The sequence below is a fragment of the Micromonospora sp. NPDC052213 genome (assembly GCF_040679695.1).
Classification (GTDB): Bacteria; Actinomycetota; Actinomycetes; order Mycobacteriales; family Micromonosporaceae; genus Micromonospora.
The window spans coordinates 1-13,426 of the sequence record NZ_JBFAVI010000067.1 but is presented as its reverse complement, the minus strand read 5'-3'; the positions used below and the strand labels follow the sequence as shown (position 1 = coordinate 13,426).

Genomic DNA, 13,426 nt, shown 5'->3' with positions numbered 1-13,426 from the left:
GACGCCCCCGCCCGGCCCCGCCGCGCGGGGGCGTCCCCGTTCCGCCTTCGGGCCGACGAGCCCGAGGGTCACCTTCTCGGCTCGTACCGCATCGCCACCGCCCCCGAGGCGAACTCCAGCCGGCTCACGAGCCTCAGGTGGACATGCTTCGACATACCCGCGAACAGTGTCGGCCCGTGGCCCGCTAGCCGGGGATGCACCACGAACTCGTACTCATCGATCAAACCCAGCTCCGCCAACGCCAGCGGTAGCGTCACGCCTGACACGAAGAGTCCCTTACCCGACTCCTGCTTGAGCTGCTCTACGGCCTTGCCCAGATCCCCGCGGACGAGCTCCGCGTTCCAGTCGACCCGCTCCAAGGCGCTTGACACGACGTACTTCCTCGCCGCGTTGATCGTCTGGGCGAAGGGTTCCGTCCAGTCAGGTCTCGACCCCGTCGGCGCCGGCGGCCGCCAGGCTGCCTCCATCATCTCGTACATCACCCGACCGAAGAGAAGCGCGTCGGCCCGGGCGAGGTTCTCGGTGTGGTGACGATGCAAGTCTTCGTCCGCGGGAATTGCACGATGATCGCAGCACCCGTCCAACGTGACGTTGATGGAATACCGGAGAGGTCGCGTTTCGCTCACCTCGTCGCGTGTGGTCATGGCGCGGTCTCCTCGTGGCTGGCGGATCCGGTCCGATGAGGGACGGACACCACGAGCGGTGCGTCGCCCCGGTTACGGTCAGCAGCATACGGAGCCCTGCCCCGGTTGTGCCGGACGCGGATCTGGCCCGGACGCGGCACGTACGGCAATCCTTCAACGGGATCGGACACTCGTCCCCGTCCGGCGGTGCGTGGCGGGAGCGTCAGGGGCGGTGGGTGCGGTGGCGGCGGGCGCGGAGGCGGTGCAGGACGTCGGTGCCGCCCCGGCCGAAGTGGTCGTGCAGCGCGCGGTAGTCCGCGTACAGCTCGTCGTAGGCGGCCGCCCGGGCCGGGTCGGGGTGCCAGGTCTCGCGGCGGGCGGCGCCCATCGCCGCCGAGGCGGCCGGCACGTCCGGGTACGCCCCGGCGGCGACCGCCGCGTGGATCGCCGCGCCCAGTGCCGCCGGGTGCGCGGAGTCGACCACGTGCAGCGGCCGGCCGATGACGTCGGCGTAGATCCGCAGCAGCAGCCGGTTGCGGGTCAGCCCGCCGGCCACGGTCAGCTCGTCGACGGCCACCCCGGCGGCGGTGAACGCGTCGACCACCGTCCGGGCGCCGAACGCGGTGGCCTCCAGCAGCGCCCGCCATATCTCCTCCGGCCGGGTGGCCAGGGTCAGCCCCACCAGCACCCCGCTCAGCTCGTGGTCCATGAGCACCGACCGGTTGCCGCTGTGCCAGTCCAGCGCCAGCAGCCCGTGCCCGCCCACCGGCTGCTCGGCGGCGAGGGCGTCCAGCAGCTCGTACGGGCTCAGCCCGCGGCGGCGCGCCTCGTCCGCGTAGTCGGCCGGCAGGCCGGTGCGGACGTACCAGGCGAAGATGTCCCCGACGCCGCTCTGCCCCGCCTCGTAGCCCCAGGAACCGGTGGTGACGCCGCCGTCGACCACGCCGCAGACCCCGGGCACCTCGTGGTACGCCGCCGCGTTCATGATCAGGCAGGTGGAGGTGCCGAGGACGGCGAGCATCCGGCCCGGCTCGACCGCGCGGGCCGCCGCGGCGGTGACGTGCGCGTCGATGGACCCGACCGCGACGGCCGTGCCCACCGGCAGCCCGGTCCACCGGGCCGCCTCGGCGGTCAGCCCGCCCGCCCGGGCGCCCAGCGGCGCGAGCGGGCCGTCGATCCGGGGCAGCAGCCCGTCGAGGCGGGGGTGCACGGCGCGCAGGAACTCCGCCGACGGGTACCGCCCGTCCTGCCGCAGCCCCTTGAAGCCGGCGGCGGAGACGTTGCGGGTCTCCCGGCCGCAGAGCTGCCAGACCAGCCAGTCCGCGGCCTCGATGAAGCGCTCCGCGCGGTCGAAGACCGCCGGGTCCTCCTCCAGCACCTCCAGCGCCTTGGCGAGCTGCCACTCGGCGGAGACCCGGCCGCCGTAGCGGGGCAGCCAGGTCTCGCCGCGCGCGGCGGCGACGTCGTTGATCCGGGCGGCCTGCCGCTGGGCCGCGTGGTGCCGCCACAGCTTCGGGTACGCGTGCGGCCGGCCGGCCAGCTCGGGCAGCTCGCAGAGCGGGGTGCCGTCGGCGCGGGTGGGCAGCATCGTGCAGGAGGTGGCGTCGACGCCGATGCCGCCAACGTCCTCGGGGCGTACGCCGGCGGCCCGCAGCGCGGCGGGCACCGCGACCCGGAGCACCTCGCGGTGGTCGTCGGGGTGCTGCAACGCCCAGTCCGGCGGCAGCGGCGTCCCGTCGGGCAGCCGCTGCGTGATCACCCCGTGCCGGTACGCGTGCACGGCCTCGCCGCGCACGACGCCGTCGGCGACGTCCACCACGACCGCCCGGCCGGAGAGGGTGCCGAAGTCGACCCCGACGACGTGCCGGGGCGCCCCGGCTGCCGGCTGCGTCACCGCTCCTCCTCCCGCCGCGCCGCTCCGGCGCCCGGGCGGGGCGGCCGGTCAGCGGCGGCGGGAGGCAACGCTACCGCAGTCGTTGATCTCTACGCATCGATACGCGCGGTCTCGGCACCCCCTCCGCACACGCACGGATGAGGAGCCGACAGATGCGCCGGAGCCCGGCTTCCTCAGTCAGGACCGCCGGGACTGACCGCCCGCCCCCGCCCGGTCAGGAGATGGGCCGCTTCAGGTGGTAGCGGTGCACCTCGGTGCTGCCCTGGATGTTGTTCACGTCCTCGGCGGCGGAGACCAGCTCCCAGCCCTCCCGGCCGGCCCGGTTGAGGTGCGCGATCGCGGTGTCGCCGTACGCGGTGATGTCCCGGCGCGTCCCGTCCGGGCCGTACCAGATGAAGCTGACATGGAAATTGCGGCCCTGCCCCTGATAGCGGCGGACCAGCAACGCGTACTCCCAAGCGATCATGGCGTCCATTATGGGTGTCCACGAAGGACGGCGGAACACCGGCGGTCGCGCTTTGCCATGCGGTGAACGCGGTGTGTCAACGCCGAGACGGCAGGGCCGGCACCGCCGACTGTGGACAGCCTTCCCTACCGGCAGGCGTCGCCGCCCACCGGTAACCCGACCGCGAACCGGTTGACCCCGCGCGGCTCCGGCGGGATCACCGGGCCGGTTGCGGGGTGACGGCGAGCGCCCGCGACCGCTCGGTCGTCTCGTCGGCGACCAGCGCCGCCAGCCGGTCCAGGCCCAGGTCGATCTGCTCCGGGGTGACCGCGCTGACCGACAGGCGCAGCGCGTCGACCGGGGCGCCGTCGTCGTAGAAGTGCGCCATCGGCGTCCAGAGCAGCCCGTACTCGCGGGCGGAGCGGTGCAGCAACGCGTCGTCGACCGCGAACGGCACCGTGACCACCACGAAGAACCCACCGGCCGGCACGTTCCAGCGCACCGGCGACGCGCCCGGCGGGAAGCGCCGGGCCAGGCCGTCGACGAGGTGGCGCAGGTTCCGGCCGTACGCGGCCCGCTCGCGGGCGGTGGCGGCCACCAGGCTGCACCCGTGCTCCAGCAGCGCGCCGCCGACCACCGCCTGGGCGATCGCCGAGGTGTTCACCGTGACCATGCTCTTGATCTTGGCAAGCTGGTCGGCGAGCAGGCCCACCGAGCCGTCGGAGCCGGCGACGCGCTGGTCGGCGACCACGTAGCCCACCCGCGCGCCGGGCAGCACCGTCTTGGCGAACGAACCCAGGTAGACCACCCGCCGCGCGGTGTCCAGCGCCTTGAGCGTCGGCAGCCGCCCCGCGTCCCCGGCCGGGAAGAGGCCGTACGGGTTGTCCTCCAGCAGCAGCAGGTCCTCCTCGGCGGCGAGGTCGAGCAGCCGCCGCCGGTCGGCCAGCCCGATGCTCGTGCCCGAGGGGTTGGCGAAGTCCGGCATCACGTAACAGGCGCGGGGGCGCAGCCCCGCCGCCCGGGCCCGGCGCACCTGCTCCCGCAGGTCGGCCAGGTCCACCCCGGCCGGGCCGCCGGCCACCGGCCGCACCGGCAGGTCCAGCAGCCGCGCGGCGCCGGTCAGCCCGACGTACGTCGGGGCGACGGCGAGCAGCACGTCGCGGGGGTCGGCCCGCAGCGCCCGCAGCACCAGGAACATCGCCTCCTGGCAGCCGACGGTCACCACGACCGCCTCCGGGTCGACCGTGATGTTCTCGTCGACGGCGAGGTTGCGGGCGACGAGGTGGTGCACGATGCCCTTGGTGCGGCCGTACTGGAACAGGGTCCGGTGCACCTGCTCGGGGCTCTGCCCGAGGTCGTCGGCCAGGTGCCGGCGGAACGTCTCCAGGTGCCGGTGCGGCGCGGCGACGTCGAAGAACTCCTCGTACGGCCGGCCGGCCGCCAGCGACACCGCGTCGGGATAGTGCTGGGCCACCTCGTTGAGGAAGTTCATCGAGTTCAGCGCCGGGTCGTCGACCGCCGGATGCAGGTCGGCGACGTGCAGGTCCACCGGTTCGGCCACCGCTCAGCCCTCCCTCAGCACGCGCAGCTCGCGGACGGCCGTCGGGTCGGCACAGCCGGCCAACGCCAACGCGTCGCGGAACTCGCCGGCCAGCAACGCCAGCGCCGTCTCCGCCCCCGACCGGCCCCCGGCGGCGAGCGCCCACAGCAACGGCCGGCCGACCAGCACCCCCCGCGCACCGAGGGCGAGCGCGCGCAGCACGTCCACGCCGCCGCGCACGCCGCTGTCCAGCAGCACCTCGCACCGGTCGGCCACCGCCGTCACCACCTCGGGCAGCACGGTGGCGGTGGCCGGTGCGCCGTCGAGCTGACGGCCGCCGTGGTTGGAGACCACCACCGCGTCCGCCCCGGCGGCCGCCGCCAGCTCCGCGTCGCGCGGGTCCAGGATGCCCTTCACCACCAGCGGCAGGGCGGTGCGGCCCCGCAGCCAGTCCAGGTCGGCCCAGCTCAGCGCGGGCGCGAAGACCTCGCCGGTGTGCGCCGCGACGGCCGAGACGCCCGGGGTGGCGGCGTGCGCGAGCGCGTCCCGCCCGGCCGGCAGGTTGGCGGCGACGACGTGCGGCGGGATGGCGAAGGAGTTGCGGACGTCGCGCAGCCGCCGGCCCAGGATCGGCACGTCCACGGTGACCATCAGCGCGCCACACCCGGCCGCGTGCGCCCGGTCCAGCAGATCCGCGACGAGCGCCCGGTCCCGCAGCCAGTAGAGCTGGAACCAGACGGCCGCGCCGGTCGCCGCGATCTCCTCGATCGGCACGCTGCTCAGCGTGCTGGCCGCGTACGGCACGCCGGCCGCGCCGGCCGCCGCCGCGAGCGCCGTCTCCCCGTCGGGGTGCACCAGCCGCTGGTACGCCATCGGCGCCACCGCCACCGGCAGGGCGCACGGGGCGCCGAGCAGCCGCGCGTCGGTACGCGGGGCGGCCACGCCGCGCAGCACGCGGGGCAGCACGGCCACCCGGTCGAGGGCGCGCCGGTTGGCGGCGAGGGTGGTCTCCGTGCCGCTGCCGCCGTCGACGAAGTCCCACACCTCGGGCGGGAGCACCGCCCGGGCCCGCCCGGCGAAGTCGGCCAGGCCGGCGGGCGCGGGCGGCTCGCCGGCCGGCACGTCCTGCCGGGGCAGCACCGTCTCAGCCATCGCTGGCCCCCGTCCCCGCCGCCGGCCGGGAACCCGCAGCCGCCGCCCCCGTTCCCGGGCCGGCAGCGCCGGTCGGGAGACCGAACCGCTCCCGCAGGAATTCGGCGGCCCGGTCCTGGGCGCGGCGGCCGTCGTCGAACGCCCCGGGCATGGCGAAGAAGCCGTGGACCATGCCGGCGTACCGGGCGAGGGTGGTGGGCACGCCCGCGTCGCGCAGCCGGTGGGCGTACCGCTCCCCCTCCTCGCGCAGCGGGTCGTGCTCGGCGGTGACCACCAGCGCCGGCGGCAGGCCGCTCAGGTCCTCGGCGAGCAGCGGCGAGGCCAGCGGGTGCCGCGCGTCGGCGGGGTCGGCGAAGTAGTGGCCGCGGTACCAGGCGACCGAGCGGCGGTTGAACAGCAGCGGGTCCTCGCCGTCGCCGCCGGGCTCCCCGGTCTGGTCGGTGTTCGGGTACACGAGCAGTTGGGCGGCGAGCGCGGGCCCGCCGCCGTCGCGGGCCAGCAGGGTGACGGCCGCCGCGAGGTTGCCCCCGGCGCTGTCCCCGCCGACCGCCAGCCGCCGCGGGTCGACGCCGAACTCCTCGGGATGCGTGGCGATCCACCGGGCCGCCGCGTGGCAGTCGTGCACGGCGGCCGGGAACGGGTGCTCCGGGGCCAGCCGGTAGCCGACGGTGACCACCTGGCAGGGCACCGCGTTGGCCAGCCGCCGGCAGATGCCGTCCGCGGTGTCGACGCTGCCCAGCGTCCAGCCGCCGCCGAAGAAGTAGACCAGGGTGGGCAGGGGACCCTCCCCCGCCGGCCGGTGGATGCGCACCGGCAGGTCGCCGGCCGGGCCGGGCACGTGCGTGTCGCGTACGTCGTGCACCGGCTCGACCGCGCCGCCGCCGGCGCGGATCGCGGCGAGGTCGGCGGCGCGGGCCTCGGCGAGGGTCTGCGTGTACAGCGGCGGGATGCCGGCCGCCGCGCGGGCGGCCCGGTACGCCGCGACCTGCGGGTGGACGCTCACGCGGCCTCCCCTCCGGTGTGGACCAGCAGCTTGTCGATGCCGCGCAGGAACAGGCTGCCGCTGTACGCCGGCGGCTCGGCGACCGCGAGCCGGGGGAAGCGGGCCAGCAGCTTCGGCAGCGCGAGGCGGCCCTCCAGCCGGGACACCGCCGCGCCGAGGCAGAAGTGCAGGCCGACGCCGAAGGCGAGCGACGGCGGGCCGGGCCGGCGCGGGTCGAAGCGGTCCGGCTCGGGGAACCGGGCCGGGTCGCGGTTGGCGGCGGCGATGACCAGCAGGACGTTCTCGTCCCCCGCGACCGGCACCCCGCCCAGCTCGGTGTCGCGGGGTGCGGCCCGGGCCAGGAAGTGCACCGGGGCCTCCAGCCGCAGGATCTCGTCGACGGCGCCCCGGGCCAGCGCGTCGTCGCCGGGCAGCGCGGCGGCCACGTCGGGGTGCGCCAGCAGCAGCGGCAGGCCGTTGCTGAACATGTAGACGGTGGTGACGAAGGCGGCGTTGAACAGCACGATCAGGTTGCTGACCAGCTCGTCGGCGCTGAGCCCCACGTCGCCGGAGTCGACCGCCTCCACCAGCCCGCTGATCAGGTCCTCGCCCGGCTGGCGGCGCCGGTGGGCGATCAGGTCGGCGTAGAAGTCGCGCAGCTCGGCGGCGGCGGTGTTGGCGGCGGCGAGCCGCTGCGGGGTCTTGCCCGCCACGTCCAGGAACTCGTCGATCCGCTCCACCCGCTGCCGGTAGAAGTCCAGCTCACCGGCGGGGATGCCGATGAACTCGGCCATCACCAGGGCCGGCATCGGGTACGCGAACTCCGCCACGAAGTCGAGCCCGGTCTCCCCGGCGTCGGCCATCCGGTCCAGCAGTCCGTCCACGACCCGGTGCACGGCCGGTTCCAGCGCGCCCAGCCGGCGCGGCGTGAAGGTCTTCGCGAAGACCGCCCGCATCCGGGTGTGGTCGGGCGGGTTGACGAACATCATCGAGGTCTGGAGGGTGCGCAGCACCTCCTGCTCCTGCCAGCCCGGCGGCGGCTGCTTGTACCACTCCGGATCGCGCAGCACCTGGCTGACCAGGTCGTAGCCGACGGCGACGGCGGCGACCGACCGGTGCTCGGCGCGCGCCGGCACCGGGCTGACCGGCCCCAGCTCGTGCAGCCCGGCGTAGCAGGGATACGGGTCCTGCCGGCCCTCGTCGCTGTAGAGACGGGTCAGCAGTTGCGTGACGTCCACGGTCGATCGGTCTCCCCCCAGGAACGGTGGCGCGGGCGACGGGGGTGGCCCCGCCGCCCGCGCCGGATGTCACAGGCCGAGCAGTCGCAGCGGCACGGCGTCGGCCATCGCCTGGTTGCCGGCGTCGTTCGGGTGGATGTGGTCACCCGAGTCGTACGCGGGCAGCAGCCGGCTGGGCTGGGCGGGATCGCGCAGCACCCGGTCGAAGTCGAGCAGCCCGTCGAACTCGTCGCTGCCGCGCAGCCACGCGTTCACCGCCTGCCGGGTGGCCTCCTTCTCGGGCGTCCACACCCCCGGGTTGCCGTGCCCCTCGTACGGGGTGAGCGTCGACACCAGGCTGCGCAGGCCGCGCGCCTTCACCTGCTGGTTGACCTGCCGCAGGGAGGCGATGATGCTCTCGGCGGAGTCGCCCGACATCCAGATGTCGTTGATGCCCAGGTGGGTGATGACGGTCCGGGCGTCGGTCTGGGCGAAGACGTCCTCGTCGAGCCGGGCCAGGGCGTTGGGGCCCAGCTCGTGGTAGCCGGGGAAGCCGCCCGCGCCGGGCTCGGTGCCCTCGTGGTTGAGCCGGTTACCGGCCAGGCTCAGGTTGAGCACGCCCGGGGTGCGTACGTCGGGGCGGGCGTCGACGAGGCGGTCGGCGAGCAGGTCCGGCCAGCGCTTGTTGGCGTTGACGGTGCTGCCGTTGCCGTCGGCGATCGAGTCGCCGAAGACCACCACCGAGCCGGGGCTGTGCCGGCGCTGCACGTCGATGCCGGACAGGAAGAACCAGCAGCAGTTCGGCCGGATGGTGAACCCGGCGCCGTCGGCGGCGGACGTGAGGTCCGTGGCGCCGATGAAGTTGGTCTGCCGGGACTGACCGTGGAACGTCACCGGCCCGGTCGGCGTCGGGAAGTGCAGGGTCACCACCAGGTCCTGCTGGTCGCCGACGGGCAGGGCGACCGGGTCGCTGAGCAGCTCGGCGCCGCGGTTCATGGTGGCGGAGGTGGCCCCGTCGAAGGTCAGCTCCCGCAAAGTCGACGTGTCGATGTCGGACAGGTCGTCGGGGGTCGCGGTGTTCGGCTTCGCCACGGTGGCGCGGCCGACCTTGACGGCCTGCTCGCCGTACATGTTGCTCAGTCGCACCCGGAACTGCGGTCCGCCCACGCTGGTGTGCACGACCATCCGGACGCTCTGGTTGTTGAGGCCGTTGTTGGTCAGTCCGGTCGCGTTGCCCCGGGTGACCGCGGCCGCCCAGCTGCCCGCCCAGACCGTCCGCTGCTGGCGGGCCGCCTCGGCGTCCGGCGGGCCGGCGCTGGCCACCACCGCCGGGGTTCCCGCGATCAACAGCGTGGCCGCGGACGCGATGACAGGCCATCTCTTCGGGGTCGACATTGAACCTCCATCGTTGGCAGCCCAGGGCCGTCCGCTGACGGCACCGCCTGGACGATGGTCCAGAAACCTAGCCGCCCCGTTTTACGGGCGTCAATCAACCTGATCGACGTGATCAAATGTCCTCCGGTCCGGCCGGAACGCCGTTCGGTCTCTGTCCCGTGACAGGCGGTGGTGCCTACGCTCACGGACGGCGGCGGTGCGGTCGCCGAGGCGCGCGCCCACCCGCCGCGCCGGCGAGCTGGCCCGCCGACGCGGTGCACACGTCCCCGGGTTGGCCGGCGGGCGGCCACTCCTCTTCGCCGATGGGGGCTGCGGGATGACTGACGGACCGGAGCGACGGGACGGCTACGCACACCGGGCACTGGAGCTGTTCGCCGACTTCGGTGACCGGGAGGCGCTGGTCGGCGGCGGGCGCCGGCTCAGCTACGCCGACGTCGCCGCCGAGGTGCGCCGGCTGGCCGCGACGCTGCGCGGGCACGGCGTACGGCCGGGCGACGGGGTGCTGGTCGCGCTCGGCAACCCGGTGGAGGGGCCGCTGGTGCAGCTCGCCCTGCACCTGCTGGGCTGCCGGACGATGTGGATCGCGCCGGTCACCTCCCGCCGCGAGGTGGACGAGTTCGTCCGGCTGGCCCGCCCCGACGCCTTCGTCTACGACGCCCGCGACCCCGCGAGCCTGGGCCCGGAGCTGGTCGCCGGGCTGCCCGGCGTGCCGGTCTTCTGCCTGGGTCCGGGCGGCGCGGGCCCGGACCTGACCGCCGCCGGGCCCCCCACGCCGGGGGACGACCTGCCGGCGCGGCCGCCCGCGCCGGAGTCCTTCCTCCAGACCAGCGGCACCACCGGCACGCCCAAGCTGGTGCACCACCGGGAGAGCTTCTACGCGCAGATCCTCGCCCTGGCCGCCGACTTCCGCGCGGCCGGGTACCCGCTGCTGCGGCACCTGTCGCACTCGCCGATGTGGCTGGCCAGCGGCCAGATCACCACGCTGTTCAACCTGTTCACCGGCGGGGTGCTGTTCCCCCGCGACGGCTGGGATCCGGCGCGGTTCATCGAGACCGTGGGGCGGGAGCGGATCAACTCCACCTTCGTCACCCCGCCGATGCTCTACGAGGTGCTCGACCACCCGGCGCTGGACGGCGCGGACTTCTCCGCCATGTTCATGTTCAACGTGGGCGCCGGGCCCGCCGCACCCGCCCGCCTGCGCCAGGCCATCGCCCGCTTCGGCCCGGTACTGCGCATCGTGTACGGACTCAGCGAGGCGGTGGTGATCACCGCCCTGCCGGGGCTGACCGACGACCCGGAGCACCCGGAGCGGCTGCGCTCCTGCGGTCGCCCGTACGGGGACGTGCGCGTCGAGATCCGCGCCGAGGACGGCACCGTGCTGCCGCCCGGCGAGAACGGCGAGGTGTGGGTGCACACCGACCTGCGCTTCGCCGGCTACCACGGCCGGCCCGAGCTGACCGCCGAGACGCTGGTCGACGGCTGGGTCCGCACCCGCGACATCGGGCACGTCGACGCCGACGGCTACCTCTACCTCGTCGACCGGTTGCAGGACCGGATCCTCACCCGGCGGCGTAGCTGGCCGATCTACTCCCGCCCGGTCGAGGACGTCCTGGCCGGGCACCCGCAGGTCCGCGCGGCGGCGGTGATCGGCGTGCCGGACGAGGTCGCCGGCGAGCTGCCGTACGCCTACGTGGTGCCGGCGCCCGACGCGACGGTGACCGCGCGGGAGTTGATCGACCTGGTCACCGCCGCGCTCAGCGACACCTGGGCGCCGGGCGGGGTGGAGTTCGTCGACCGGCTGCCGCTCAACCGCTCGAACAAGGTGGACAAGCGCGCGTTGCGGGCCCGGTACGCCGAGGCCCACCCGAGCGCGGTGGAGCACCCGGAGGCGTCGATCGGCAGCGTGGCGTGACGCCCCGGCGGGAACTGACCACCCTGGTCGCCGCCGACCTGATCTCGAACCTGGGCAGCCGGGTCTCCGTGGTGGCGATCCCGTGGCTGGTGCTGGAGACCACCGGCAGCCCCGCGAAGATGGGCGCGGTGGCCGCCGCCGAGACGCTGCCCTACCTGCTCTCCGGTGCGCTGGGCACCCCCTGGGCGGACCGGATCGGGCTGCGCCGCACCTCGATCCTGGTCGACGTGGGCAGCGCGGGGCTGATGGTCGCGGTGGCCCTCACCCCGTGGCTGGGCTTCGGCGCGCTGGTCGCGCTGGTCGCCCTCGTGGGCACGCTGCGGGGCGTCGGCGACCGCGTCAAGCACGTCATGTTCCGCCCGGCCGCCGAGGCCGCCGGGGTGCGACTGATCCGGCTGACCTCCGTCTACGACGGGCTCGGTCGGGTGGTCACCCTGCTCGGCGCGGGGCTGGGCGGGCTGCTCGTCTGGTGGTTCGGCGTGACCCAGGCGATCCTCATCGACGCCGCCAGCTTCGCCGTCTGCGCACTGCTGGTCGGGCTGCTCGTCCGGACGCCGGCGCCCCCGACGGCGCCAGCACGGCCGGAGGGCTACCTGCGCGCGCTGGCGGGCGGGTTCCGTTACCTCGGCCGCGACCGGATGCTGCTGACCATGCTGCTGGTGATCTCGGCGCTGAACATGGTGGTCAACGCCAGCGTCGCCGTCTACATCCCGCTCTGGGTGGCCGACGTGCTGCGCAGCCCGGTCGGGCTGGGCCTGGTGCTGGGCGCGTTCTCGGCGGGCGCCCTGCTGGGGAACCTGCTGTTCACCGCGTACGGCCCGCGGCTGCCCCGGTACCTGGCCTTCGTGGTCGGGGCGGCGGTCAGCGGCGCCCCGCGGCTGCTGGTCCTGGCGCTGAGCGAGGAGCTGGCGGTGGTGCTGGCGGTGACGTTCGCGTCCGGCATCGGCATCGCGGCGGTGAACCCGCTGCTCGGCGTGGCGATCTACGAGCGGGTGCCACCCGAGTTGCAGACCCGGGTGATCGGGCTGGCGGGGTCGCTGGCGTTCGCGGGCCTGCCACTGGGCGCGCTGCTGGGCGGCTGGTCGGTGACCGCGCTCGGTCTCCGCCCCGCCCTGTTGGTGATGACCGCGTTCTGCCTGGTGGTCACCCTGCTGCCGTTGCTGCCCGGCCTCCGCCCCCGGCCGGCCCCCGCGCCGGCCGAGCGGGAACCGCGCGTCGTCGGTCAGGCGTAGGGTCGGGCCATGGCCACGTGGGACGACGTACGCCGGATCGCGCTGGGGCTGCCGGAGACGAGCGAGCACCCCTCCTACCAGGGGGCGCCGGCGTGGAAGGTCCGGGACCGGGCGTTCGTCTGGGAGCGTCCGCTGCGCCGCGCCGACCTCGACGCCCTCGGGGCGGCGGCGCCCGACGGCCCGGTGCTCGGCGTGCGCGTGCCGGACCTGGGGGCGAAGGAGGCGCTGCTCGCCGACGACCCCGGCGTCTACTTCACCATCCCGCACTTCGACGGCTACCCGGTCGTCCTGGTCCGGCTCGACCGGATCGGCCCCGAGGAGCTGACCGAGCTCGTCGTCGAAGCGTGGCAGGACCGGGCCCCGAAGCGCCTCGCTGCGGCGTACCGGGCCGGGCAGCAGGTCTGACCCGCCCCGGCGCGTCGGCCGGCCGGCGGGCGGGGCGACGTCACCGCGGCAGCGCCGCCGAGACCGCCTCCTCCGGGGTGGACACGTGCAGCGGGCCGTCGACGGGCACGCCCTCGGCGTCGAGGATCCGCCATCCGCCGAGCACCACCACCGGGATGCCGCCGCGCCGCATGCCCAGGGCCACCTCGGACAGGGTCCCCCACGAGCCGCCGACCGCGATCACCGCGTCGGCGCTCCACACCAGGATCGCGTTGCGCGCCTGGCCCATGTTGGTGACGACCGTGGCCGACACGTCCGCCACGGAGCCGGGCGCGGTGCCGTCGTCGGGGCGTACGCCGACGACCAGGCCGGCTCGGGAACGGGCGCCGGCGGCGACGGCGGACATCACCCCGCCACCGCCCCCGCAGAGCACGGTGGCACCGCGCTCGGCGAGCAGCTCGCCCACCCGGCGGGCGTACGCCAGCTCGGCGCCCGACGCGGTCGCCGGCCCGCACACCGCCACCTGCACCATGCCGCCATGATGCCCGACGCGACGTGGCGCCCCGGCGGTATCCGCCGGGGCGCCACGGTCGGGCGGGTCAGAAAACCGTGTAGCCCGACTTTGTGTGCGGCGAGGGGAAGGGGGGGAA

At 75.1% G+C, this 13,426-nt stretch carries 11 protein-coding genes and 1 pseudogene; 3 read left to right on the top strand and 9 right to left on the bottom strand.

Annotated elements, in window-relative coordinates; translation table 11 throughout:
- Window positions 1–68: 68 nt before the first annotated feature.
- From AB0L34_RS17855 to AB0L34_RS17820, 8 genes and pseudogenes are all read right to left on the bottom strand, one after another.
- A complete protein-coding gene (locus AB0L34_RS17855) occupies window positions 69–644 on the bottom strand; it encodes a dihydrofolate reductase family protein (RefSeq protein WP_363705510.1) in 576 nt (191 codons plus the stop codon).
- A 202-nt stretch (window positions 645–846) separates the two neighbouring features.
- Complete coding sequence (gene araB / locus AB0L34_RS17850; protein WP_363705509.1) at window positions 847–2,517, bottom strand: ribulokinase; 1,671 nt, start codon at window positions 2,515–2,517, stop codon at window positions 847–849.
- A 214-nt stretch (window positions 2,518–2,731) separates the two neighbouring features.
- Window positions 2,732–2,992 carry a hypothetical protein gene (locus tag AB0L34_RS17845; protein ID WP_357462015.1) on the bottom strand — a complete coding sequence of 87 codons (261 nt, stop codon included), beginning with the start codon at window positions 2,990–2,992 and terminating at the stop codon, window positions 2,732–2,734.
- A 187-nt stretch (window positions 2,993–3,179) separates the two neighbouring features.
- Window positions 3,180–4,523 carry a PLP-dependent aminotransferase family protein gene (locus AB0L34_RS17840; RefSeq protein ID WP_357462014.1) on the bottom strand — a complete coding sequence of 448 codons (1,344 nt, stop codon included), beginning with the start codon at window positions 4,521–4,523 and terminating at the stop codon, window positions 3,180–3,182.
- A gap of 3 nt (window positions 4,524–4,526) precedes the next feature.
- Window positions 4,527–5,654 carry an alpha-hydroxy acid oxidase gene (locus tag AB0L34_RS17835; protein ID WP_363705508.1) on the bottom strand — a complete coding sequence of 376 codons (1,128 nt, stop codon included), beginning with the start codon at window positions 5,652–5,654 and terminating at the stop codon, window positions 4,527–4,529.
- A gap of 82 nt (window positions 5,655–5,736) precedes the next feature.
- Window positions 5,737–6,657, bottom strand: a pseudogene (locus tag AB0L34_RS17830) (alpha/beta hydrolase); the annotation flags it as partial.
- Entirely contained in the window at window positions 6,654–7,874 is a 1,221-nt protein-coding gene (locus tag AB0L34_RS17825; RefSeq protein ID WP_363705507.1) for a cytochrome P450, read from the bottom strand. The gene AB0L34_RS17825 and the pseudogene AB0L34_RS17830, both read right to left, overlap by 4 nt.
- A gap of 69 nt (window positions 7,875–7,943) precedes the next feature.
- Entirely contained in the window at window positions 7,944–9,221 is a 1,278-nt protein-coding gene (locus AB0L34_RS17820; RefSeq protein WP_363705525.1) for an SGNH/GDSL hydrolase family protein, read from the bottom strand.
- A gap of 343 nt (window positions 9,222–9,564) precedes the next feature.
- Here AB0L34_RS17820 and AB0L34_RS17815 point away from each other — a divergent pair, with 343 nt between their 5' ends.
- From AB0L34_RS17815 to AB0L34_RS17805, 3 genes are read left to right on the top strand one after another with little or no spacing between them, the layout of a single operon-like run.
- Complete coding sequence (locus tag AB0L34_RS17815; protein WP_363705506.1) at window positions 9,565–11,160, top strand: AMP-binding protein; 1,596 nt, start codon at window positions 9,565–9,567, stop codon at window positions 11,158–11,160.
- Window positions 11,157–12,392, top strand: a complete 1,236-nt coding sequence (locus AB0L34_RS17810) for an MFS transporter (protein ID WP_363705505.1) — start codon at window positions 11,157–11,159, stop codon at window positions 12,390–12,392. The genes AB0L34_RS17815 and AB0L34_RS17810 overlap by 4 nt, the downstream gene beginning before the upstream one ends.
- A 9-nt stretch (window positions 12,393–12,401) precedes the next feature.
- The gene (locus tag AB0L34_RS17805) at window positions 12,402–12,797 is read left to right on the top strand and encodes an MmcQ/YjbR family DNA-binding protein (RefSeq protein ID WP_363705504.1); all 396 of its coding nucleotides are present in this window, start codon (window positions 12,402–12,404) and stop codon (window positions 12,795–12,797) included.
- A 40-nt stretch (window positions 12,798–12,837) separates the two neighbouring features.
- On the opposite strand, the gene AB0L34_RS17800 is transcribed toward AB0L34_RS17805, so the two are convergent.
- Entirely contained in the window at window positions 12,838–13,308 is a 471-nt protein-coding gene (locus tag AB0L34_RS17800; RefSeq protein ID WP_357462008.1) for a dethiobiotin synthetase, read from the bottom strand.
- Between the last annotated feature and the right edge of the window lie 118 nt (window positions 13,309–13,426).